At 71.1% G+C, this 21,591-nt stretch carries 20 protein-coding genes and 1 pseudogene; 7 read left to right on the top strand and 14 right to left on the bottom strand.

The annotated features are described in order from the left end of the window. Positions 1 to 14: 14 nt before the first annotated feature. Positions 15 to 2,972 (bottom strand): family 43 glycosylhydrolase, encoded by a 2,958-nt coding sequence (locus tag T9R20_RS02245; RefSeq protein ID WP_322410936.1) that lies wholly within the window; start codon positions 2,970 to 2,972, stop codon positions 15 to 17. Between the two features lie 230 nt (positions 2,973 to 3,202). Continuing rightward, a complete protein-coding gene (locus T9R20_RS02240; protein WP_322410935.1) occupies positions 3,203 to 4,210 on the bottom strand; it encodes a LacI family DNA-binding transcriptional regulator in 1,008 nt (335 codons plus the stop codon). 208 nt (positions 4,211 to 4,418) lie between these two features. Here T9R20_RS02240 and nhaA point away from each other — a divergent pair, with 208 nt between their 5' ends. Genes nhaA through T9R20_RS02225 form a run of 3 tightly spaced genes read left to right on the top strand, consistent with a single transcriptional unit; the run spans position 4,419 to position 8,350 of the window. After that, positions 4,419 to 6,311 carry a Na+/H+ antiporter NhaA gene (gene nhaA, locus T9R20_RS02235; protein WP_322410934.1) on the top strand — a complete coding sequence of 631 codons (1,893 nt, stop codon included), beginning with the start codon at positions 4,419 to 4,421 and terminating at the stop codon, positions 6,309 to 6,311. 10 nt (positions 6,312 to 6,321) lie between these two features. Further along, complete coding sequence (locus T9R20_RS02230) at positions 6,322 to 7,965, top strand: FAD-dependent oxidoreductase (protein WP_322410933.1); 1,644 nt, start codon at positions 6,322 to 6,324, stop codon at positions 7,963 to 7,965. A gap of 34 nt (positions 7,966 to 7,999) precedes the next feature. Continuing rightward, positions 8,000 to 8,350, top strand: a complete 351-nt coding sequence (locus tag T9R20_RS02225) for a UBP-type zinc finger domain-containing protein (RefSeq protein ID WP_322410932.1) — start codon at positions 8,000 to 8,002, stop codon at positions 8,348 to 8,350. Between the two features lie 31 nt (positions 8,351 to 8,381). Here the strand turns inward: T9R20_RS02225 and T9R20_RS02220 are convergent, their stop codons facing one another. Further along, positions 8,382 to 9,389, bottom strand: coding sequence for a hypothetical protein (locus T9R20_RS02220; RefSeq protein ID WP_322410931.1), 1,008 nt, complete (start codon positions 9,387 to 9,389; stop codon positions 8,382 to 8,384). Positions 9,390 to 9,460: 71 nt separating this feature from the next. On the opposite strand from T9R20_RS02220, the gene T9R20_RS02215 reads away from it, so the two are divergent. Beyond that, the gene (locus tag T9R20_RS02215; protein ID WP_322410930.1) at positions 9,461 to 9,892 is read left to right on the top strand and encodes a GIY-YIG nuclease family protein; all 432 of its coding nucleotides are present in this window, start codon (positions 9,461 to 9,463) and stop codon (positions 9,890 to 9,892) included. Positions 9,893 to 9,928: 36 nt separating this feature from the next. On the opposite strand, the gene T9R20_RS02210 is transcribed toward T9R20_RS02215, so the two are convergent. Both T9R20_RS02210 and T9R20_RS02205 read right to left on the bottom strand, forming a co-directional pair. Then, positions 9,929 to 10,921 carry an NADP-dependent oxidoreductase gene (locus T9R20_RS02210; RefSeq protein WP_322410929.1) on the bottom strand — a complete coding sequence of 331 codons (993 nt, stop codon included), beginning with the start codon at positions 10,919 to 10,921 and terminating at the stop codon, positions 9,929 to 9,931. A gap of 118 nt (positions 10,922 to 11,039) precedes the next feature. After that, a complete protein-coding gene (locus T9R20_RS02205; RefSeq protein ID WP_322410928.1) occupies positions 11,040 to 12,128 on the bottom strand; it encodes a hypothetical protein in 1,089 nt (362 codons plus the stop codon). A gap of 115 nt (positions 12,129 to 12,243) precedes the next feature. On the opposite strand from T9R20_RS02205, the gene T9R20_RS02200 reads away from it, so the two are divergent. Next, positions 12,244 to 12,717 carry a YdeI/OmpD-associated family protein gene (locus T9R20_RS02200; protein WP_322410927.1) on the top strand — a complete coding sequence of 158 codons (474 nt, stop codon included), beginning with the start codon at positions 12,244 to 12,246 and terminating at the stop codon, positions 12,715 to 12,717. 42 nt (positions 12,718 to 12,759) lie between these two features. On the opposite strand, the gene T9R20_RS02195 is transcribed toward T9R20_RS02200, so the two are convergent. After that, positions 12,760 to 13,335, bottom strand: coding sequence for a helix-turn-helix domain-containing protein (locus T9R20_RS02195; RefSeq protein ID WP_322410926.1), 576 nt, complete (start codon positions 13,333 to 13,335; stop codon positions 12,760 to 12,762). A gap of 50 nt (positions 13,336 to 13,385) precedes the next feature. Here T9R20_RS02195 and T9R20_RS02190 point away from each other — a divergent pair. Further along, a pseudogene (locus T9R20_RS02190) lies at positions 13,386 to 13,760 on the top strand (SDR family NAD(P)-dependent oxidoreductase); the annotation flags it as partial. A 528-nt stretch (positions 13,761 to 14,288) separates the two neighbouring features. Here T9R20_RS02190 and T9R20_RS02185 read toward each other — a convergent pair. Genes T9R20_RS02185 through T9R20_RS02175 form a run of 3 tightly spaced genes read right to left on the bottom strand, consistent with a single transcriptional unit; the run spans position 14,289 to position 16,259 of the window. After that, the gene (locus T9R20_RS02185; protein WP_322410925.1) at positions 14,289 to 15,200 is read right to left on the bottom strand and encodes an SDR family oxidoreductase; all 912 of its coding nucleotides are present in this window, start codon (positions 15,198 to 15,200) and stop codon (positions 14,289 to 14,291) included. Beyond that, positions 15,193 to 15,627 carry a MarR family winged helix-turn-helix transcriptional regulator gene (locus tag T9R20_RS02180; RefSeq protein ID WP_322410924.1) on the bottom strand — a complete coding sequence of 145 codons (435 nt, stop codon included), beginning with the start codon at positions 15,625 to 15,627 and terminating at the stop codon, positions 15,193 to 15,195. Before T9R20_RS02180 ends, T9R20_RS02185 begins: the two co-directional genes overlap by 8 nt. Beyond that, a complete protein-coding gene (locus T9R20_RS02175; protein ID WP_322410923.1) occupies positions 15,624 to 16,259 on the bottom strand; it encodes an SDR family oxidoreductase in 636 nt (211 codons plus the stop codon). The genes T9R20_RS02180 and T9R20_RS02175 overlap by 4 nt, the downstream gene beginning before the upstream one ends. A gap of 52 nt (positions 16,260 to 16,311) precedes the next feature. Between T9R20_RS02175 and T9R20_RS02170 the strand changes: the two genes are divergently transcribed. Beyond that, positions 16,312 to 17,283 carry an ROK family protein gene (locus T9R20_RS02170; protein ID WP_322410922.1) on the top strand — a complete coding sequence of 324 codons (972 nt, stop codon included), beginning with the start codon at positions 16,312 to 16,314 and terminating at the stop codon, positions 17,281 to 17,283. A gap of 315 nt (positions 17,284 to 17,598) precedes the next feature. Here the strand turns inward: T9R20_RS02170 and paaE are convergent, their stop codons facing one another. Genes paaE through paaA form a run of 5 tightly spaced genes read right to left on the bottom strand, consistent with a single transcriptional unit; the run spans position 17,599 to position 21,380 of the window. After that, the gene (gene paaE / locus T9R20_RS02165; RefSeq protein ID WP_322410921.1) at positions 17,599 to 18,762 is read right to left on the bottom strand and encodes a 1,2-phenylacetyl-CoA epoxidase subunit PaaE; all 1,164 of its coding nucleotides are present in this window, start codon (positions 18,760 to 18,762) and stop codon (positions 17,599 to 17,601) included. Positions 18,763 to 18,773: 11 nt separating this feature from the next. Next, on the bottom strand, positions 18,774 to 19,292 hold the full coding sequence (gene paaD / locus T9R20_RS02160; protein ID WP_322410920.1) for a 1,2-phenylacetyl-CoA epoxidase subunit PaaD: 519 nt from the start codon (positions 19,290 to 19,292) through the stop codon (positions 18,774 to 18,776). Continuing rightward, positions 19,286 to 20,122, bottom strand: coding sequence for a 1,2-phenylacetyl-CoA epoxidase subunit PaaC (gene paaC / locus T9R20_RS02155; protein WP_416182930.1), 837 nt, complete (start codon positions 20,120 to 20,122; stop codon positions 19,286 to 19,288). The genes paaD and paaC overlap by 7 nt, the downstream gene beginning before the upstream one ends. Beyond that, positions 20,119 to 20,424, bottom strand: coding sequence for a 1,2-phenylacetyl-CoA epoxidase subunit PaaB (gene paaB, locus T9R20_RS02150; protein WP_322410919.1), 306 nt, complete (start codon positions 20,422 to 20,424; stop codon positions 20,119 to 20,121). Before paaB ends, paaC begins: the two co-directional genes overlap by 4 nt. Further along, a complete protein-coding gene (gene paaA / locus T9R20_RS02145; protein WP_322410918.1) occupies positions 20,424 to 21,380 on the bottom strand; it encodes a 1,2-phenylacetyl-CoA epoxidase subunit PaaA in 957 nt (318 codons plus the stop codon). The genes paaB and paaA overlap by 1 nt, the downstream gene beginning before the upstream one ends. Between the last annotated feature and the right edge of the window lie 211 nt (positions 21,381 to 21,591).

Below are 21,591 nucleotides of genomic sequence, written 5' to 3'. Positions count from 1 at the left end.
CGTGACGCGCACGGTCAGCCGCACGTGCGCGCGTCGTAGGGCGCGGTCGTCGTCCGAGTGACCGTCTCACCGTCGATCTCGGCCGTGGCCGTGACCGTCAGCTCGCCGGCGACGATCGAGGTCTGACGCGTGGTGAAGGCGTGCGTGGCGGACTTCTCGGGGGCAACGGCAACGAAGGTCTTCGTGCCGTAATCAGAGGACACCGCTGCCCGCACGGGCACCCCGTTCGGGTTCGTCACGAGCGCCGTCACCTGCACCTTCCCCGCTGCGCAGCGGGTCGCCGCCGTCAGATCGATGTCCAGAGAGGGATCGGGCAGGATGACGCCGAGTCGGGCGAGTTCCAGGCTCAGGGCGCGCTCGGGGGCGTCGATCTGGTTCTGCGTGCCGACCGGGCCGGCGGCAGCGGACTGCGCCCACACGAGGGCGGCCTGCATCGCCTGCCAGTCCTCGTCGGGATAGTCGGCGGCGTCGAGGGTTCCGGCGTGGGCGATCGCCGCATCCAGCGCGGTGGTGTCGAGCGGCAGGTTCTGGGCCGACCGCACGTCGCTGAGCAGGAAGTGATCGATGTCGACATGCCCGCCGGTGGCCTGCGTGGCGTAGCTGAACACCCCGATCCGGTGCCCCATGAAGTGCGTCAGCGCCCCGTCGAGGGTGAGGGGCCCGACCCGGTTGCCGAGCGGGGTCCAGCTGATCCCGTCGAGGCTGTACGAGAAGGTGGTCCACAGCTGCCCGGACGGATTGGCGAAGTCAAGATCGGCCTTCAGATGCACCTGCGTGGCGTCGCCGAGAGCTGCCGTCGTCCCGGGCACGAAGGCTTCGACGGCGTTCTGGTCGATCGTCGCGGTGAAGGGCGTCGTGCGGTTCACCACTCCGACGGTGTTGACGCCGTCGACGCGCTTGACGCCCACGTAGGAGAAGTTGCGTCCGAAGGCGGCGAGCCCGGCGACATCCCCGTTCTTCATCGCCGAGATGTCCATCGAGATCTCCGCCGACTGACTCGGACCGAACGTGCGCTGCGACAGCGTGTTGCGCGCCTCCTCGAGGTAGGTCGCCTCATCGTCGTTCGCGAGCTTGTCGTGACGGGTGTTCCCCGTGACGACCTTGCCGTTGGTGAGGCGGAGCCACCCCTCGCGCTCGGTGAGCGACCAGTAGCGGTTGTCGGGCGCATGGTTCCACTGCCACTGCAGGGCCAGCCGCGAGCCGTTGGGTGCGATCTCGTCGGGGTGTGCCGTCTCCTGTGTGAGGGGACGGCCGGTGACCGAGACGTCGTCGACGGCGAAGTCCATCAGGTGCTGCGACGGGTTCGCCCCCGGGTTCTGCGTGTAGGGCGTCTCGACGAAGATCCGCGCCGTGTCGACGTTCTGACCTGCCGGCACCGTGAACGATCCGGTGATCGTCGCCCACTGCCCACGCGGCGCGGTGACCGTCGCGAGGTTCGTGAAGGTGCTCGAGCCGTAGCGGGCCGTGACGAAGAACTGCTTGGTCGCGGGAGCGAGCGGATCGGTGTAGCGCACCTTGGCGGAGACGTCGTAGGTGATACCGCGTTGCAGCTTTCCGGACAGGTCCTGCGCCGGGCCCGAGCCGGTGGTCTGGCGGGAGGTGACCTGCACGGCCCCCGCCCCGGTAGCGGCGTCGGACGAGGCGGTGAGGGTGGCGGTGTCGTTGACGATCCACCCGGTGGTGCCGTTCTCGAAGCCGCCGTTCTGCACCAGTTCCACTCCGAGAAGCGTCTCGTCGACGGTCGGTCCCGGCGGAATGGTCCAGTTCTCGTCCATGTACGCCCGCTCCGGTGCGTCATTGGCGAAGTCGTCCGAGACGACGACCGACTTCAGGCGCTCGAGCCGCTCCTCTTCGGGGCTCAGCGCGATCGGCTTGTCGAACGACCCGCCGACCGGCACGCTGCCGTTGTTCCCGAAGACCGGCCAGCCGTCCTCGCCCCACGTCGCGGGGATGAGCGCGGGGATGCGGCCGATGGGGAAGGTGTCACGGAAGAACATGCCCCAGTAGTCGGTGCCGCCGTCTTCCCGGGCGATCGGGACGAGGCTTCCCTGGGCGAACCCGTTGGAGTTGAGCACGCCCTTCGCCTCGTAGGGGTTCGACCCATCGGCCGTCGCGTAGCGTCCGAGCAGATCGTCGGAGCGGAACAGCACCACCTGACGGCCCTGTCCTGACGGCCAGGTGATGATGACGATGTAGTAGGTCCCGTCGATGTATGTCACCTGCGCGCCTTCGAACAGTCCCCCCACGGGGGCGTTCGGATAGTCGGCGGGGCGGATGATCTGCGGGTACTCCGCGAGGACGGTGGAGAAGTCGGCGCTGTACTTCACGGCACTGGTCGAGCCCGAGCCGTAGAAGATGTAGGGCGTGCCGTCGACGTCGAAGAAGAGGGACGGGTCGTGGTACGAGCGGCCGAGCGAGATGCGGTCCCACGAGCCGTCGTCGATGTCGTCGGTCGTGTAGAGGTACGAGCCGCCGAGGTTGTTGGTGTTGAAGGCGACGTACCAGAGCCCGTCGTGGTAGCGGAGCGACGACGCCCACTGACCCTGGCCGTACGAGGTCCGGCCGTTGCGGAGCGAGAAGTCATCGCCGATGTTCGCGCGGTCGAAGACGTAGTTGACGATCTCCCAGTTGACGAGGTCGTACGACTTCATGATCGGCGCCCCGGGGCTCAGATGCATGGTCGTGCTGATCATGTAGTAGAGGTCGCGACCCTCGTCGTTCTCGGCGGCGGGGATGCGCTCGACCGAGACATCCGGCACATCCGAGTTCAGCAGCGGCACCCGGTAGGTGCCGTCGCCGTTGTCGGTGGAGGTGTACGAGGACGGCGGATCCCACTCCTCCGCGGCGGTGGCCGCCTGTCCGATCGGCAGCAAACCCGCTCCCATCACTGCGCCGGCCGCCACGAGCGCCAGCATCCTTCGCCATGATCTGCGCGGCGCATCCACCGCCGAGGTCACCCGGTCCCGCGTCATTTCAGCTCCTTCGCTGGCTGCGACGTCACCGTCGCCGCGCCACACAACGTTTACTGTGAGCGCTAACGCGTTAAGAAGTTAGCGCTCACCCTGAGGGACGGTCAAGGATCTCTCGGACCGATCCGGAGGAGGGGGCGGCATCGTCTTCTGCGATGAATCCGGGGCCGATCCCTGGGGAGTGCTTAAGTGTTACCGTTAACAGCGCGAGAACGCAAGGGATTCGCCGAGCTTCACCGAGAGGGCTGCGCGGTCGATTCGCGCACCACCAGCCGGGTCGACAGTTCGATGCGCGGGCGCTCCAGATTCGGGTGATCGACCAGTTCGAGGACGGTCTTAGTCGCCTGCGCGGCCATCTCGCGCAGCGGCTGCCGGATCGTGGTCAGCCGGGGCCGGACGTATCGGGAGAGCGTCAGGTCGTCGAACCCGACGACCGACAGGTCCCGGGGCACCGCGACACCTGCGGCGGCGGCGGCATCCAGGACGCCGACCGCCTGCATGTCGCTGCCTGCGAAGATCGCCGTGGGCCGATCATCGGGGTCGGCCAGCAGCGCCCGGGCCTCGCGCTCGCCGGACTCGGCGGTGAAGCCGCCGAATCGCACCCAATCTTCGCGCACCGCCACGCCCGCCGAGGTCATCGCGGCACGGAAGCCGTCCACCCGCGCGATGGCGGGAAGCGATGTCGCCGGGCCCGTCAGCGCGGCGATCCGGCGATGGCCGAGGCCGAGCAGATGCCGGGCGGCCTCGAGACCTCCCGACCAGTTCGCCGAGGACACCGCCGGCACGTCGGGGGTCGGGTCTCCCGACGGATCGATGAGGAGGAACGGGATGCCGCGGGCCCGCAGTCGCGCCCGGGCCGCCTCGGGCACCGCGTCCACGAGCACGACGACGGCGACCGCGCTGCGACGAAGGGCCTCGTCGACCCAGCCGGGGTCACCGCCGTCGCGATCGTCGTTCACCACCACCGCCACCCCGTGACCCGCACGCGCGGCGGCGTCGTGGACACCCGAGACGATTCCGAAGACCCAGTCGCCCGTGAGGCCGGGAACGACGATCTGGATGTAGCCGGTGCCGACCTGAGGAAGGCGTCGCCGATAGCCGCTGCGGTCGAGATGCTCTTCGACGAGGGCCCGCGTCTGAGGAGAGACGTCACCCCCGCCGTTCAGCACCTTCGAGATGGTCGTGACCGAGACCCCGGTGCGCTGCGCGACGTCGCGGAGGGTCACCCTGCGCTCGATCATCGAGAACCCTTCTGCCCGGATTCCGTCGCGCGCTCCGTTGCTGCGTCCGGCGCGACCCGCGCTGTGTGGCAGGCTAGCGAATATACAACGTTGCAACAAGTGTGTGACGAGCGACCACGGAGCTCCCGGGGCGTTGCGGCGACCTCTCGTTCTCACGGCCGGTGATGTGCCCGACTTCGGAGTGGTCTAGCATGTGCCGGGTCCGATCATGAGCGCATCCACGGCCTCCGACGCCCCGCCCACCGCGCGCGCACCCCGTCCGCGGCGGCGGCATTCCATCGCGGAGAAGATCGGCGCGATCGGCCAGAATCGGGCCGCGGCCCTGCTGCTCCTGGTCGCCACCGTCATCGCCGTCGTCTGGGCCAACGTCGCCCACGACGCCTACGAGGCCTTCTGGGAGATGCACCTCACCGTCGGGCTCGGCGACATCCAGCTCGACTTCACCCTCCACGCGCTGGTGAACGACGCCCTCATGGCCATCTTCTTCTTCACCGTCGGACTGGAGGTGCGCCGCGAGTTCGCGATCGGGGAGCTCACCAGCTGGTCACGGGCGCTCGTGCCGGTCACCGCGGCGATCGCGGGGCTGGTGGTGCCGGCCCTGCTGTTCTTCTGGATCGCCCTTCCCTCGGGCTACGCGCACGCCTGGGGAGTGGTGATCTCGACCGACACCGCCTTCCTGGTGGGGGCCCTCGCGCTTGTGGGGCCGAGGATTCCGGGTCGTCTCCGGATCTTCCTCCTCTCCCTCGCCGTGGTCGACGACATCGGAGCCCTGAGCATCATCGCCCTGGTCTACACCGAGAACTTCACCCCGCTCCCCCTCATCATCGCGGCGGTCGGGCTGGTGGGTGTGTACCTCACCCGCTACCTCCCGACGGGTCGGGGACCGGTGTACGCGACGCTCGCGATCATCGTGTGGCTCGCCTTCCTCGCCTCCGGGGTGCACCCGACGCTCGCAGGCGTCGCGATCGCGCTCCTCGTGCCGGTGTACCGCCCCAACCGCCGCGACGTCGAGCACGCGCTCGACCTCGCCCGCACCTTCCGGCAGTCGCCGAACACCGAGTACGCCCGCGCGGCGGCGAACAGTCTCCGCGAGTCGATCTCGATCAACGAGCGCCTGCAGTCCGCCTACGCCCCGTACGTGGCCTACGTCATCCTGCCGCTCTTCGCCCTCGCCAACGCCGGAGTGCAGCTGACCCCCGAGATCATCGCCGGGGCCATGACGTCGGCATTGACCTGGGGAATCGTCGTGGGGCTCGTCGTCGGGAAGTTCCTCGGCGTGTTCGGCTCGTCGGCGGTGCTCCGGCTGCTGAGGATCGGCGACTTCGGTCCCGGCCTCACGCTCGACAGGATCGCGGGCGGCGCAGCACTGTGCGGCATCGGCTTCACCATCTCCCTGTTCATCGTCGATCTCGCGATCGACGATGACGCCGCGCAGAACGAGGGACGGGTCGGAGTGCTCGCCGCATCGGTCCTCGCCTTCGTCCTCGCGACGATCGTCTTCCGCATGTCGGACGCGCTGCATCCCGACATCCAGACCGGCGAGACGCTCGTCCGACCGGTCGACCCCCGCCGCGACCACGTCTTCGGGTCGATGGACGCCCCCTACGAGATCGTCGAGTACGGCGACTTCCAGTGCCCGTTCTGCCTCAAGGCTTCGGGTTCCATCGAGGAGGTGCGGAGGGAGCTCGGCGACCAGCTGCGGTACGTGTGGCGTCACGCGCCGCTGACTCAGCAGCATCCGAATGCCCTGGCAGGTGCCGAGGCCTCGGAGGCGGCGGCCATGCAGGGCAAGTTCTTCGAGTTCGAACGGGGTCTGTTCTCCGATCAGGAGCACCAGCTCCCCTCCGACATCGTCAGGCTCGCGGCCTCGCTCGGTCTGGACGTCGACCGGTTCGAAAGGGATCTGACCGCGCCAGAGGTGACGGCGCGGGTCCGCGACGACATGCTCGACGCCGAGGCGATGAACATCTCGTCCGTGCCCACCTTCTTCCTGGGCGGACGCCGGCATCACGGCCCCTACGACGCGCAGACCCTGATCCGTTCGCTGCAAGCGTCACAGACGGCGCCGGAAGCCCCTGTTCCGGCCTCTTCGGCTGAGTAACCTTCTGGACATGGCCGGTCCGAATCTCGACCCTGTCCAAGCACCCACCCTGACCGACTCCCAATGGGAGCGCCTGACCTCCGCCGCTGAGCCGCTCGATGTGGCCGCCGGCGACTACGTGTTCCGCTCCGGCGATCGCGACTATCCGATGATCCTCGTGGGGTCCGGAGAGGTGGAGATCGTCCGCGACGCCCTCGCCTGGGCGGATGAGGAGATTCTCGCGACCGTCGGCCCCGGCTCTCTCGTCGGAGAGCTCGGCCTGCTCAACGGTCAGGCCGCCTTCCTCTCCGCGCGGGCGACCGAGGGAGGCCGCATGTTCGCGCTCGCGCGCCCGGAGCTGCGCCGGATCATGAACGAGGACGACGAGCTCTGCGACATCATCCTGCATGCGCTGTGGGCCCGCCGGGAATCGCTGCGCCGCGGGTCGGCGGCGTGGACGCTGAAGTTCCTCGGCCGCGACGGGTCGAGCGAGTTCCTGGCCCTGCGGCGTTTCGCCGAGCGCATCGACCTGATCCACGCCGCGCACGCGGTGACGGATCAGGACGTGCACATGGCCGAGTCCTCGGGAAAGCTCGCGCAGTTCACCGCCGACGATCTTCCCGTCGCCTTCATCCAGGGTGAGCCGATCGTGCGGGCGACCCCCGGCATGGTCGCGGACCGCCTCGGGCTCAGCTATCAGGGTCAGGCGGACGAGGTCGTCGACCTCGTCGTCGTCGGAGGCGGACCGGCCGGGCTCGCGGCGGCGATCTACGGCGCCTCGGAGGGCCTCGAGACCGTGCTCCTGGACGCCGTGGCACCGGGTGGCCAGGCGGCCGCCACCTCTCGCATCGAGAACTTCCTCGGGTTCCCGTTCGGCGTCAGCGGCGGTGACCTCATCGGGCAGGCGACACTGCAGGCGTTGAAATTCGGCGTGCGGGTGTACGCCCCGTGCGAGGCGACCTCGATCGAGCCGCACGGTGACGACCTCGACGTCACCCTGGCCGACGGCCGCCGCATCCGCACCCGGAGCACCATCGTCACCTCCGGCGCGAGCTACCGCCGCCTGCAGCTGGATCGGTGGGAGGACTTCGAGCGCTCGGGAATCTACTACGCCGCGACCCCGCTCGAGCTCCGGCAGGTCGCCGAGTCGCCCGTCGTCGTGGTCGGCGGAGCGAACTCCGCCGGCCAGGCGGCGCTGTACCTCTCGGCGAACGGATGCGCCGTGCATCTGGTCGTCCGCGGCGGCGACCTCTCGGCCCGCATGTCGAGCTACCTCGTCGACCGCCTGACCGACGACCCCCGGGTCCAGATCCACACGCGCTCGCACATCGTCGGACTCGACGGCGACCGGGGCCTGCGGAAGGTCGCGATCGACAGCGTCGGCGAGGTCGATGCGCGCGGACTGTTCTGCTTCATCGGCGCCGACCCCGCGACATCCTGGCTCCCCGAGCTGGATCGCGACCACGACGGCTTCGTCCGCACCGGCACCGACATCACCCTGCAGTCGCTGACCCGGTGGCAGGCGATGGGCCGCGAGCCGCTGCCGTTCGAGACCTCGCTCCCCCGCATCTTCGCCGCCGGTGACGTGCGCCGTGGGTCGATGAAGCGCGTGGCCGCGGCCGTCGGCGAGGGATCCAGCGCCGTGGCCTCGGTGCACCGGGCCCTGGCCGGATGATGCGCGCGAGCGAACGCGCGACCGAGGAGGACGCATGACGGACACCGCGATCGACCCGCAGGCACCTCCGAGCGGCACCGGCTGCGTGGAGTGCCTCGCCGACGACGGGTGGTGGGTGCACCTGCGGCGGTGCGCGGCCTGCGGCCACGTCGGATGCTGCGACGACTCCCTGGGCCGCCACGCGACCGCGCACTTCCGTGAGACCGGGCACCGCGTCATCCAGAGCTTCGAACCCGGCGAGGACTGGTTCTGGGACTACCTCGACGAAAGCATGATCGACGGCCCCGCGCTCGCACCGCCTGTCAGTCACCCCGACGAGCAGCCGGCGCCCGGGCCCCGGGGTCGGGTGCCGCTGAACTGGCGCGAGGTGCTGCGCGCGCAGTGAGCCGCCGCCGCGCGGGGTGGCGGGGGGCGGCTCATGTCGCATAGGCGTCGATGAGGAGCGACCCGCGGATGCCGCGGAAGGCGTCGAGCAGCATCCCCACCGTTCGCGGGCCGATCGAGCCGACGCGGATGTCGTGCGGACCGATCGTCTCGAGCTTCCCGGTGCGCAGCCGCACGACCTCCCACCCGGCCTCGCGGAGCAGGCGATCCTTCCGCCGGTCGGACTCCTCGCGGGCGCCGACGTGCTCGAGCCCGAAGCGGCCGATCGTGTCGTACTCGACGGCGATGCGCAGCTCGGGGAGGACGAGGTCCGGCCACACCTCGCGGTGTTCGAAGAAGGGGCGCGAGACGCGCACGGCGTTGTGACCGCGGGTCACGGCGAGGGCGCCGAAGAGCCGCTCGTGCAGCAGACCCTCCGCTGCAGAGGCAGGTTTCGGTGCGCACGCGCTCGCGAACGAGGCCCCGGAGGGCAGATCGGGGGTCTTCTCGCACAGACGTCGCGGGGCGGGGCGCCGGCGAGGGGGCCGGGCCGGGGTGGCCGGGCTAGAGGGCGAGCGCGGCGAGGGCGCGAGGATCGAGGGGGAGCTGAGCCCCGGCGCTGCGGCGGAGGGGGTCGAGGGCCAGGGGGTCGAGGGCGCCGAAACGGAGGGCGCTGCGCCCGAGGGCGCTGCATCGGAGGGCACCGCGCGCGCCTCGCCGGCGGGCGGCAGCGCGAGCGCGGGGAACGCGCCACGCCCGGTGGCCCCCGCGAGGCACTCAGGGCACCACGACGACTTCCGGCGCACACGGCCGGGGCGGCTGCGCTGCTCGGTCGGGGTCGCGGCGAAGAGGTGTCCCGCATCGCACTGCCACCGCAGCATCACGTCGGCGGCGGGGGGAATCTGCGACAGGGCGATCCCGGCGTTGAGATCGGGATGGTACTGGCGCGCGACAACCGGGTAGGCGGCCCACGCCTCGCGGTACGTACCCACCGCGTACGGCACCTCGGTGCCGCGCGAGAACTGCCGCCTCGCCCACCACAGCTCCACCCTCTCCGCCATGGGCGTGAAACTAGCGCGGGTCTCCGACACGCCCCCGCCGGCCTGTCGGAGGCGGTGCGTACCCTGCCGCCATGGGGATCCGTCGGGCGATGCCGGGGCCGTGCGTGCTGTGCGGTGAGCCGCAGGGGGTACGCCGCGCCGAGGCGTGGTTCTGCGCCGCGTGCGAGTGGAGAGCGGGCGACGTCCCCGATCCCGATCTCCCGCCGCCCCGCATCGACGTGGTCTACTACCTCGGCTACGCCGACCGGGTGAAGATCGGCACCTCGCGAGAGCCGCGGGCTCGGCTGCGGGCGATCCGGCACGACGAGCTGCTCGCCTTCGAACCCGGCGACCGGCTCGTCGAGCGGTCACGCCACCGTCTTTTCGCCCACCTCCGCGAGGGGGGCGAGTGGTTCACGTCGGCGCCGGAGCTGCTCGCTCACATCCACGCACTTCCCGGGAGTGCCGATCCGTGGCGGTCGTACGCGCGGTGGGTGAGCCAGGCGCTGCGCGAGCGGCTGTGACACGGGTCCGCATCGCCGCGCGGGCTCCGGGGTCGCTCAGCCGGCCGCCTCCCAGACATCCCGCGCCTTCAACGTCCGCACCGTGGTGACCGGGCGTGTGGCGAGCACCACCTTGCCGCGGGCGTGGAGCTTGCCCAAATCGGCGTACGCCTCGGCCACGTCGTCGAGGGAGTACAGTCCCGACACCAGCAGGGTGAACGCGCGCTTCTCGGCGAGCTGGGCCACCCGCTCCAGCAGCGACGTCGCCTTCGCGACCGACTCGGGATCGTCCTGCAGCAGCCGCACTTCGGCGTCGCGGCGGTCTTCGCTGGAGCGGTAGCGCGAGGGCGAGATCTCGAGGTCTTCGGCCAGGGCGCGACCGTCCTGGCCGAAGTTGTCGATCATGGCCGTGATGGGCTTTCCCGCCGCCTTGCGGATGCGGTCGGCGATGCCGGGGCCGTAGAGCACCGGCTTGATGCCCAGCTGTCGGAGGTAGTCGAAGTTCCGGTCGCCGCACGTGCCGATCACCGTCGCTCCGCGGTGCCGGGCGATCTGCGCCTCGAGACTGCCGACGCCGCCGGCTGCGGCGGACACCACGACCGTGTCGCCCTCGCCGACGCGCACCTGATCGAGGATGTCCAGCGCCGTGGCGCCCGCGAGGAAGAGTCCGCCGGCGGCCTCCCACGACACGGTGCGCGGCTTCTTCACCAGCACCGACGTCGGGACCGTGAGCGCCGACGCGTGCGCTCCGGCACGGACGTGCCCGACGACATCCATTCCGCGGGTGAAGCCGTGGACGTCCTCGCCGACGGCGACGATCGTGCCGGCGAAGTCGCTGCCCGATCGACGTGGGAACGGATCGTGCGAGAAGGCTTCCTCTCGGCCGCTGCGGATGAACCCGTCGATATGGCTGATGCCCGCGGTGATGACCTCGACGGTCACCTCGCCGCGACCCGGGGGCCGGAGCGGCGAGGTGCGCACCTGCAGCACGTCGGTGTCGCCGATCCGGTCGTACTCCACGACCGTGGCCTCCGTGAGCTTCTTCGCCATCCCGATCCCCTTTCGCCGCCGCCGGGCCGGGGTGCCCGGCGGACACCCTCGTCCCCGTCACAGAGTTGTTCGTCCCCACCCTCTCGAACGGATGCAGGACATCCGCAGATCGACGCGGTCACGCCAGCGCGTCGGCGGCCTCGATGGGCCGATCGGCGGTGAGGAACCGGATGAACACGGCGATCCAGCCGAAGATGAGGGCGAACACCACGATCTCGAAGGCGGTGAGGCCGAAGAACCCGACCACGTAGAGCACCAGCGAGATCAGCAGGGCGACGAGGAAGAGGGTCGCAGCGAAGAAGTACGCGCGCGGCAGGCCCCGCAGCAGCCAGGGGCCGCCGACGAGGAGCGCAAGGAACATCGCCGCGAGTCCCATCGCGCACAGGTTGTGCACGAGCACGCTGAGAGACACCGGAACGGCACCGACGCCCGCGAGCATGATCCCCATCACGACGAAGAGCGTGGGCACGATCCGCCAGCGTGCCGCGGCGTCGAGCCGTCCCGCTGTCGCGACCGCGGCGAGGTCGTGGGCGACATAGACCGAGAACGCCGTGACGAGGAGGCCGCCGACGATGAGCGTGCCGTTGAACACGACGCTCGAGAGATCCCAGAAGGTGCCCAGGTGACTGAAGTGGATCTCCCACCAGAGCGGATCGGGGGTCGTGACCATGGCCGTGAGGGTGCCGGTCACGACGAAGACGAGCAGCAGCGACGACATGCGCTGGGTGGTCATCTTCGACGCAGACAGGTAGACCAGATAGGCCGTGACGGCCGGAGCGGCCCCGAGCAGCACGGCGGACCAGAAGGTGGTCACCGTCCAGCCGCGCAGCCCCGCGCTGAGGACGAGGAAGACCACGAGCGCGGCGAGCGTCGCCAGGGCCGCGTGCACGACCGCGACGGCGACGGCGTTGACGCTGAATCGCCACGACGACAGGGCGAGGCGCCATTCCTGGCCGCGTTCGCGACGGGCGCGCCAGTAGCCGACCCCGGCGGCCCCGGCCGCGGCGACCGCGCAGGCCGCGGCGGCGACCCAGCCGAACGATCCGGGGCCCGACAGCGGACGTGACGGGCCGAGCGCCCCGAGGAGCAGCCCGAGGATTCCGCCGGCGAGGGCCGCCGCGACGAAGGCGTAGAACGCCTCGCTCTCGATGCGCAGACGCACGCCCGAGGGCATGGAGGCGACCGGCTCAGCGGCGGACGATGTCACGGCATCCCCTTCGGCGAGGTGGGGTGAGGTCACAGTATCGCCGCACCGCCTCGACCGGTAGAGTCCGACCGCACCGTCCGTCCGCGGGACGACGGACGCGGCGACGGAGGATGACATGGGCGAGTCCTGGCCGCTCCTGGGCGGGCGTCGCGACGTGACGGGGTTCATCGAGCCGATGGTCTGGGGGCGATCGCGCTACACCGTGCTGCGCGTACCCGTCGACCTCGTCAGAGCCGCCGACGAGGTCGGAACCCGGCGCGTGGCCGGGGAGCTCGAGGGTGTCGCGGTGAACCTCGCGCTCACCCGCGCCCCGGTGATCGACGACACCTTCGTGTGGGCCGGCTCCTCGCTGCTGCGGCGGCTGCGCCTGGAGGTCGGTGATCCGGTGACGGGATGGCTCGCCCCCGTCGACCCCGACGAGGTGCCGGTGCCGGATGATCTCGCCGAGGCTCTCGCCGACGCCGGGCTTCGCGAGCGGTGGGACCTGCTGCCGCCCGCCACCCGCCGCCGTCAGCTCGTGCCGGTGGACGGCGCGGCCACGGCGGCGACGCGCGCCCGTCGCATCCGGTCGCTTCTGGAGAGCCTCTGACCGCAGTCCGGTCGGGCTGACGCGCGGCCGGAGCGGCGGGTGTCAGCCGCCGGGGGCGAGGTCCATCACCGAGCGGGCGGACGGCAGGGCGCGATCAACGCGCTCGCGGAGCGGCTCAGGGTCGTCGTCCTCCAGCCAGGCGACGAACGCCGTGCGATACAGCGCGAACCCGATCGCGGCCAGGAGCTCCGCGTCGGCGGGGCGGAATCCGCGCTCCGCGATCGCCGCGGCGATCTGCGGCTGCCAGGCGGCCTGCTTCGCCAATTCCCTTCCCGTCAACGCCACGTCGGTGCGGATGATGGCGTGCCGGACGCGGAGCCGGTCGCGCTCGGGCTCCATGGCGTCGGCCAGGGCGCCCAGCGCGTGCCGCATGAGGTCGTCAGCGCGGAGAGGCGCCGCCGGGGCGGCGATGGCGGAGAGAAGCAGCGGCAGCAGCCGGTCGTCCTCGGCGAACAGCACCTCCTCCTTGTCGCGGAAGTGCCGGAAGAACGTCCGCGGCGTCACCCCCGCGCTCTCGGCGATCTGATCGACGGTCGTCGCCCCGAATCCGTGATCGGCGAAGAGCGACACGGCGGCGGCGACGAGTCGATCGCGGGAGTCCTCAGGCCAGCGGGGCATGAACCCACCCTACTCTTGTGTCACATCATGACATCGCCTACGCTTGAGTCATGACAGAAACTGACATCACGCCGACAGTGCTCCTTACCGGCCCCACCCGCGGAATCGGCCAGGCGGTCTACGAGCGTCTGCGCGCCGACCCCCGGCATCCCCGACTCATCCTTCTCGCCCGCGACCGTCGTGCCCTCGACGAGGCGGTGGCAGGCGCTTGGGATGCCGGCAGCGACGCGCACGGCATCACTCTCGACCTCGCGGATCTCGCCTCGGTCACCCGCGCCACCCGAGAGGTCTCCGATCTCGTCCGCTCCGGGGCGGTGCCTCCGATCGACACGGCGATCCTCAACGCCGGAGGGCAGCTCCTCGATCGCCGGCACGTCAGCGCGCAGGGATGGGAGCTCACCTTCGCGATCAACGTCGTCGCGCAGCATGTGCTCCTCGCGGGGCTCGAGGGGGCGCTCGCGTCGGCGGGCCACGCCATCCTGTTCGGCTCCTCCACCCATCGCGGCAAGCGGCAGTCGTTCGGGCTCGTGCCCGACCCGGTGTGGCAGGATCCTGCCGACCTGGCCCGCGTGGACGACACTCCTCGCCGCGGATTCCGGGCCGAGCGCGAGCGCGGCGGTGTCGCCTACGCGACGAGCAAGCTGGCCCTCGTGACCCTGGCGCACCCCTGGGCCGAGCGCTTCGCCGCCTCCGGGCGGCGCCTGAACGTCTACGACCCGGGCCTGGTCGCGGGCACCGGGCTGGTGCGCGGGATGCCGGCGTACATGGATTGGGTGTGGCGTCGCATCATGCCCGCCATGTCGATCCTCCCAGGCGCGACCACCCCGCGGGGCACCGCGCGACACGTCGCCGACCTCGCCCTGGGCGATCGGCACGCCGACCGGCATGACGCCTACATCGAGATCGGCCGCGAGACCAGCGCCGAGCCCGTCACCTATGACGCCGGTCGCCAGTCACGCCTCTGGGCCTGGCTGGAGGCCGCCACCGGGTCCGTCGGGCATCCAGGCATCGCGGTGATCGAGAGCGAACTGCCGGAAGGTGGTGGCGGGGCGCCCGGTGAGTCGACGCACCGTCCGGTTGGGCAGCGCTGAGACGTTGGCGCGCACGATGCGGTAGATCATCCGCTGCACCGCGAGGTACTCGGGTGAGGCCCCGTTCCGCCGCAGACGTTCGAGGTAGTCATCCTCACTCGGGCGCGCGTAGCGGATCGGCCTGCCCAGCACGTCGCTGAGGATGAGCGCGACGCGGCGATAGCCCAGGGACTGCTCGCCCGAGAGCGTGTACGCCCTGCCGATGTGGCCGGGCTCGGTGAAGACCTGCGCGGCGACCCGGCCGATGTCGCGGGCATCGATGAAAGCGGTACGCGATCGCCCCGCAGGGACGAAGACCTCGTCGTCGGCGCGGATCTCGGCCGCGTGGACCGACGAGAGGTTCTGCATGAAGAAGTTCGGTCGCAGGAACGTCGACGGGGTCCGGGTCCGTCTCAGGTAGGCCTCCACGGCGTGATGCGGGGTGCGGCGATTGAACTGGACACCCTGGAGCGAGAGGAAGACGACCTGGCGCACCCCACGAGCGCGGCTCGCGTCGATCACCGGGAAGAGGTGGGTCGCGACGTCGGCGATCGGCGGGGGCCGCAGGAGGAAGAGCCGGTCGACACCCTCCATCGCCTCCGCAGCGCGGCTCGCAGAGCCGTCGAAGTCGAACGGGCGGAGCGGCACGCCGAGCGCCCGAGCCGCCGGCGTCGAGGGATCCCGCACGGCGGCGATCACGGCCACACCTCGGGCGCGCAGTTCGGCGACGACCGATGACCCCACCGTTCCGGTCGCGCCCGTCACGAGGACCGCGCCGGCTCCGGCGTCACTCACGACCGACCCGCCCGAGCAGAGCGGCGAGCTGGTTCAGCTCCGACGTCGAGAGATCCGCGAAGTGCGGCCGCATCTCGGCGACCACCCCGGCCTCGAAGACGTCGACCTCGGCGCGCGCAGACGCCGTGAGTCGGATGACGCGGGAGCGCGCGTCATCCGGATGCGCGGCCTGCTCCACGAGGCCGGCTCGCTTCACGCCGTCGAGGAGCTGGGTGACCGCGCCGGCGGTGACCCCGAGCCGCTGGGCCAGTGCGCTCGGGGTGATCGGCTCCGCCGCGTGGGTGAGCACGAAGAGCGCCTCCAGCTGCGAGCTCGTGAGCATCAGCGAGGCGAAGGGGCGCCGCCGGGCGTCGCCGAGCAGCCGGCGGGCCGAGACGACTCCTTCGAGCACCCTGCCGATGGCCACGTCGCGGTCATCCGTCCTCATGCGCTCACGAACGGCATCGACCCGACGAAGGTGCGGTCGTCGACCTGCGTGAGGATGAAGTCGGCGAGGTCGTCGCGGCTGATCTGCGTGCTGGCGTTCACGCCGACCCATCCGACGCGGTAGCTGCGGACGCCGGGCTTCTCGGTGAGGCGCGGACCGCGCACCACGGTCCAGTCCAGGCCCGACGCGCGCAGCACCGCGAGATGGCCCTCCGCATCGGCGAGCACGGGCCCCGAGAGCGTCTTCAAGAGGAATCGGATGACGCGGTCCGCCGTCTTCGGGCGATCGTGCTCTTCGTCGCGGAGCCCCCCGCCCGAAAGTGTGACGATGCGGGTGACGCCGGCCTCGTGCATCGCCTCGACGATCACGCGGGTGCCGTCGGTCTGAAGGGTGGGCGGTGAACCCTTCACCTGTCCGAACAGGCTCAGGACGACATCCGCTCCCCGCACGGTCTCGGCGACCGCGGCGGGGTCGCGGACGTCGCCGGGGACGACGGTCAGGCGCGGGGAGGTCACAAGGAGCGCATGGGGGTCTCGAACAAGGGCGCGGACGGTGTGGCCGGCGGCGAGCGAGCGGTCGAGCACGCGTCGCCCGGTCTTGCCGGTCGCGCCGAAGAGGGCGATGGTGGTCATGGGATTTACTTTAGCGACTAAAGCAGATGCCGGGCGCGATAACGTGTGAGCCGTGACGAACGACGTGTACCTGGCCGTGGATCTGGGCGGCACGAAAGCCGAGGCCGCCCTGGTCGTGGTCGACGACCGGGGACGCGGAGCGGTGATGCCCGGCTCACGGCATCGGCAGGCGACGGGCCGCTCGATCGGCGTCGACGCCCTGACGGCAGTCATCCGGTCGCTCGTCGCCGCGACGCTCGCCAGCGCGCCCGACCCGGTCGCCGGCGCGGGTGTCGGCGCCGCCGGCCCGATCGACCTGGACCGGGGCAGCGTCAGCCCGCTCAACCTGCCGGAGATCCGCGAGTTTCCGCTGCGCGACCTGGTCGAGGCCGCCGCGGGTGCGCCCGCGACCCTGCGGCTCGACGGCACGTGCATCGCCCTCGCCGAGCACTGGCTCGGCGCGACGCGCGGAGCTTCCACATCGCTCGGCATGGTCGTCTCGACCGGTGTCGGCGGCGGACTCATCGTCGACGGGCGGCTGCTGTCGGGGACGACCGGCAACGCCGGACACATCGGTCAGCTCCATGTCGTGGACCCGGGGGGTCCGGGTGGCGCGGGTCTGGGTCATGCGGGTGGCGCGGGTGCCGGGGACGAAGCCTTCGGGACGACGCTGGAGGAGACGGCATCCGGCCCCGCGACGGTGGCCTGGGCCCGCCGTCGGGGCTGGCAGGGTGAGACCGGAGAAGACCTGGCTGCCGCCTTCGCCGCCGGCGACCCGGTCGCCGATGCGGCCACCCGGCGATCCGCCGAGGCCGTCGGACAGGCGATCGCGAGCGTGTCCGCCTTGGTCGACCTCGAGGTCGTGGCGATCGGCGGCGGGTTCTCACGCGTCCGCCCCGACTATCTCGACCTCGTCGATGCCGCCGTCATCCGGTGGGGCGCGCTCCCCCGCACCCGGCCGGTCCTCGTCCGGCCCTCGGGTCTGTCGGCGGACGGGCCGCTCCTCGGCGCCGCGGCGCTGCGCGCCCGCGACGACCTGCTCTGACGCGGCTGCGCCGGGCCGCCCGCGCGAGCGGGGGAACCCCGCCCTCCCCCTCCTTCATTCGTCGGAGATGTACGCCTGAAGGCCCCAAAGGCGTACATCTGCGACGAATGAAGGAGAGGTCGGGGCATCCTCGGACGCAGGATGCTGCGAGCGGGCGGCCGCGGTGCACGCAGGCACGGCGGCATCCGGCCCGGGGACCCGCGCTCGTGGCTCGCAACCTCAACCCACCCTTCATTCGTCGGAGATGTACGCCTGAAGGCCCCAAGGCGTACATCTGTGACGGATGAACGAGAAATGGACGCGCTCCGAGCGACGTCAGACGTCGTAGTCGACGACTACCCGCTCGGTCGTGGGGCGCGACTGGCACGTGAGGATGTAGCCCGCGGCGATCTCATCGGGCTCGAGCGCGTAGTTCTCGTCCATCGTGACCGCGCCGTCGACGAGGCGCGCCCGACAGGTGCCGCAGACGCCTCCCGAGCACGAGTACGGCGCATCGGGGCGCACGCGCAGCGCCGCGGCGAGCACCGTCTCGCGCGCGTGGACGGGCGACGCGACGCTCGCGCTCTGACCGTCGAGGCGCAGATCGATGCGACGCACGGGCTCATCCGCACGGGGTCGCTGCGGCGGCGCGGCGGCGGACACCCGCGCAGCACCCTCGGCCCCGGTCGTGAACAGCTCGAAGCGCACGTGCTCGCGCGACACCCCAGCATCCGTCAATGCCGTGCGGCATCGGTCGACCAGCTCCAGCGGTCCGCAGAGGAACCACTCGTCCACCGTGTCGGGGAGGACGACATTCGAGAGGATGCCACGGATGCGCGCGTCATCGAGCCGACCCGACAGCAGCGGGGCTGCCCGCTCCTCACGCGAGAACACGTGATGCACCGCCAGACGCGTCGGATAGCGGTCCTTGAGGTCGGCGAGATCGTCGAGGAACATCACGTCGGCCGACGAGCGGTTGGCGTAGACCAGCGTGAAGCGCGACGACGTCGATCGGCCGAGCATCACGGTGGCGAGCGCCATGATCGGGGTGATGCCCGAGCCCGCGGCGATCCCGGCGACGTGGGCGCCGTCGAGGTCTGCAAGCGACGACGTGAACGAGCCCTGCGGGCTCATCACGTCGATGCGGTCGCCCGGCCCGAGGCCGGTCTGCGCCCACGTGGAGAATCGGCCGCCGGCGTCCCGCTTGATCGCGACGCTGATGGAGCCCGGCGTCGGGGGACGGCACAGCGAGTACGACCGGCGCAGTTCCTCGCCCTCGACATGTGCGCGCAGGGCGACGTGCTGACCCGGGAGGAAGGCGTACTCGTCGTCGAGCTCGGGCGGCACGGCGAACGTCACCTCGACCGCGTCGTCGGTGAGCCGGCGCACCCCGCTCACAGCGAGCGAGTGGAAGCGGGCCCGTCGGCGCGCTCCGGCGCCCCCGCGGGCATTGGCGAGGAGGGTCTCGGCGACGTCGTCGGTCGCCCGTGCGGTACTCACAGGGCGACTCCTCAGTGCACCTTGAAGTGGTCGAAGGGCTCGCCGCACTCCTGGCACTCGTACAGCGCCTTGCACGCCGTCGATCCGAACCGCGACACCTCGCGGGTGCGGAGCGTGCCGCAGCGGGGGCACGCCACGCCGAGCGTGACGGGGATGGGTCCGCGCACCGCGGCGCGGCCCGTCGGCGGGGCGATGCCGTAGGCCCGGAGTTTCGCCTTGCCGTCCTCGCTCATCCAGTCGGTGGTCCACGCGGGCGCGAGCGTCAGGCGCACGTCGACGCGGGCGAAGCCCGCGCGGGTGAGGGCCAGCACGACGTCGTCGCGGATCGCGTCGACCGCGGGGCATCCGGAGTAGGTCGGGGTGAGCGTCACCGTCACCGCGTCGCCGTCGACCGCGACGTCGCGGAGGATGCCGAGGTCGGCGATGGTGAGCACCGGCACCTCGGGGTCGGCGACCTCACCGGCGGTGCGACGGGCGGTCTCGAGGTCGGGCGCGGGGCGGATGCCGGCGGCGTCGCGCACGCTCACCATGTCACCCCCGGATGCGCACGGGCGAGCACCTGCATCTCGGCGAGGATGGCGCCGAGGGCGGGGAACGGGATGCCGCGGCGGCCGCCTCCGCTCGACGGCGCGACCTCGGGGCGGTCGAGCTCGGCCTCGGTGAAGACGGCGTCGAGCACCCGATCGACCTCGGCGCGCAGCGCCGACGGCCGCACCGCGATGCCCTCGAGCCGGTCGATCACGGGTTCGTCGCGGAAGAGCTCGTCGACGTACGGCCAGGTATCACGCAGAGCGACGAGCATCCGCCGCCGGGATTCGTCCGTGCCGCCCGCGAGCCGGAGCGTCCACTGCACCGCGTGGTCGCGGTGGTACTCGACCTCCTTCACCGCCTTCGCTGCGATCGCCGCGAGCGTCGCATCGGCCGAGGACTGCAGGGCGGAGTACAGGGCGAATTGGAAGCTCGCGGCGACGAGCTGCCGGACGATCGTGTGCGCGAAATCCCCGTTGGGCAGGCAGAAGAGCCACGCCGCCCGGAACTGCAGGTCGTCACGCCAGAACGCGAGGTCGTCTTCGCTCCGGCCGTCGGCAGTGCCGGCGTAGCGGAGGAGCGAACGGGCGTGGCCGAGCTGGTCGAGCGCGATGTTCGCGAGCGCGACGTCCTCTTCGAGCTCGGGAGCCCGCGCGACCCACTGCATGAGCTGCTGCGAGAGGATCAGGGCGTCATCGCCGAGCCACAGCGCGTACTCGGCGACGTCGCGCGACGCAGGCGCCGCATCGTCGCCGAGGAGCTCGGCGGCGAGCTCGTGCTCGACCACGTCGACGTGAGGATGAGGCTCGACGTGAGGGTGAGGACCGGTCACAGGTGCGGCACCCCCTCGGACGCGGTGTAGTACGACGCGTGGCGGAAGTTCTTCCCTGACGACGACTCGAAGAACGCGCCCTTCGCGTCGGGGTCGCTGGTGGTGATCGCCTCGGCCGGCACGACCCAGACCGACGTGCCCTCGCCCCGGCGGGTGTAGAGGTCGCGGGCGTTCCGCAGCGCCAGCTCGGGATCGGGCGCATGCAGCGACCCGACATGGACGTGGCTGAGGCCCCGCCCGGAGCGGACGAACACCTCGAACATCGGCCACGTCTCGCGGTCGGAGGCTCCCGGCGTCGGCATCACGCCACCGCCCGCTTGGGCGCGGCCTGGGCTGCCCGCTTCTGCGCGTACGCCGCCGCCGCCTCGCGCACCCACGCGCCGTCGTCGTGCGCCGCCTTCCGGTGACGCAGCCGCTCGGCGTTGAGCGGACCGCGCCCCGCGAGCACCTCGCGGAACTCGTCCCAGTCGAGCTCGCCGGTGTGCCAGCGCTGCGCCTCTTCGTCCCACCGCAGCTCGGGGTCGGGCAGGGTCACCCCCAGGATCTCGGCCTGCGGCACCAGCATCCCGATGAATCGCTGACGCAGGTCGTCGTTCGAGAACCGCTTGATCTTCCACGCCATCGACTGCGCCGAGTTCGGCGAGGCGTCATCCGGCGGGCCGAACATCATCAGCGACGGCCAGTACCAGCGGTTCACCGCGTCCTGCGCCATCGCCCGCTGCGCGTCGGTCCCCTGCATGAGGGTGAGGAGGATCTCGAAGCCCTGCCGCTGGTGGAACGACTCCTCTTTGCAGATGCGCACCATCGCCCGCCCGTACGGGCCGTACGACGCCCGGCAGAGTGGCACCTGGTTGCAGATCGCCGCGCCGTCCACGAGCCAGCCGATCGCGCCCATGTCGGCCCACGTGGGGGCTGGGTAGTTGAAGATCGAGGAGTACTTCGCTCTGCCGTCGATGAGCTGCTCGGTCATCTCGTCGCGGGTGATGCCGAGGGTCTGGGCGGCGGAGTAGAGGTAGAGGCCGTGCCCCGCCTCGTCCTGCACCTTGGCGAGGAGGATCGCCTTGCGCTTCAGACTCGGCGCGCGGGTGATCCAGCCGCCCTCGGGCTGCATGCCGATGATCTCGGAGTGCGCGTGCTGCGAGATCTGCCGGATGAGCGTGCGCCGGTAGGCGTCGGGCATCCAGTCGCGGGGCTCGATGCGCTGATCGGCGGCGATGAGCGCATCGAAGTGCTGCTCCTCGGCGGTGAGGTCCGTCATCGTCGACTCCTTTACAGACCGCTCGTTCAGTAATTCTAGGCGGCCGCCGTCTCGACGGCAACCAGCCGCCCCCACAACCGCCGCTCACCTGTCGCAATCGGCCGCATCCGACCGCACAACGTGACAGGCGAACCACTCGCGCTGCCACCCCACACCGCTCGCCTGTCGCAATCGGCTACGCCCGACCGCATAACGTGACAGGCGAGCGGAG

The organism is Microbacterium invictum (assembly GCF_034421375.1).
In the GTDB taxonomy this organism is placed as follows: Bacteria; Actinomycetota; Actinomycetes; order Actinomycetales; family Microbacteriaceae; genus Microbacterium; species Microbacterium invictum_A.
This window is presented reverse-complemented; position numbering and strand designations above follow the sequence as displayed.

Excerpts from the sequence above, each read along its gene's own strand:
- T9R20_RS02240 (WP_322410935.1), bottom strand. The coding sequence starts at position 4,210 with ATGATCGAGCGCAGGGTGACCCTCCGCGACGTCGCGCAGCGCACCGGG.
- T9R20_RS02230 (WP_322410933.1), top strand. The coding sequence starts at position 6,322 with ATGGCCGGTCCGAATCTCGACCCTGTCCAAGCACCCACCCTGACCGAC.
- T9R20_RS02195 (WP_322410926.1), bottom strand. The coding sequence starts at position 13,335 with ATGCCCCGCTGGCCTGAGGACTCCCGCGATCGACTCGTCGCCGCCGCC.
- paaA (WP_322410918.1), bottom strand. The coding sequence starts at position 21,380 with ATGACGGACCTCACCGCCGAGGAGCAGCACTTCGATGCGCTCATCGCC.
- nhaA (WP_322410934.1), top strand. The coding sequence starts at position 4,419 with ATGAGCGCATCCACGGCCTCCGACGCCCCGCCCACCGCGCGCGCACCC.
- paaD (WP_322410920.1), bottom strand. The coding sequence starts at position 19,292 with ATGGTGAGCGTGCGCGACGCCGCCGGCATCCGCCCCGCGCCCGACCTC.
- T9R20_RS02180 (WP_322410924.1), bottom strand. The coding sequence starts at position 15,627 with ATGAGGACGGATGACCGCGACGTGGCCATCGGCAGGGTGCTCGAAGGA.
- T9R20_RS02200 (WP_322410927.1), top strand. The coding sequence starts at position 12,244 with ATGGGCGAGTCCTGGCCGCTCCTGGGCGGGCGTCGCGACGTGACGGGG.
- T9R20_RS02210 (WP_322410929.1), bottom strand. The coding sequence starts at position 10,921 with ATGGCGAAGAAGCTCACGGAGGCCACGGTCGTGGAGTACGACCGGATC.
- T9R20_RS02175 (WP_322410923.1), bottom strand. The coding sequence starts at position 16,259 with ATGACCACCATCGCCCTCTTCGGCGCGACCGGCAAGACCGGGCGACGC.
- T9R20_RS02220 (WP_322410931.1), bottom strand. The coding sequence starts at position 9,389 with ATGGCGGAGAGGGTGGAGCTGTGGTGGGCGAGGCGGCAGTTCTCGCGC.
- T9R20_RS02215 (WP_322410930.1), top strand. The coding sequence starts at position 9,461 with ATGGGGATCCGTCGGGCGATGCCGGGGCCGTGCGTGCTGTGCGGTGAG.
- T9R20_RS02245 (WP_322410936.1), bottom strand. The coding sequence starts at position 2,972 with ATGACGCGGGACCGGGTGACCTCGGCGGTGGATGCGCCGCGCAGATCA.
- paaB (WP_322410919.1), bottom strand. The coding sequence starts at position 20,424 with ATGCCGACGCCGGGAGCCTCCGACCGCGAGACGTGGCCGATGTTCGAG.
- T9R20_RS02225 (WP_322410932.1), top strand. The coding sequence starts at position 8,000 with ATGACGGACACCGCGATCGACCCGCAGGCACCTCCGAGCGGCACCGGC.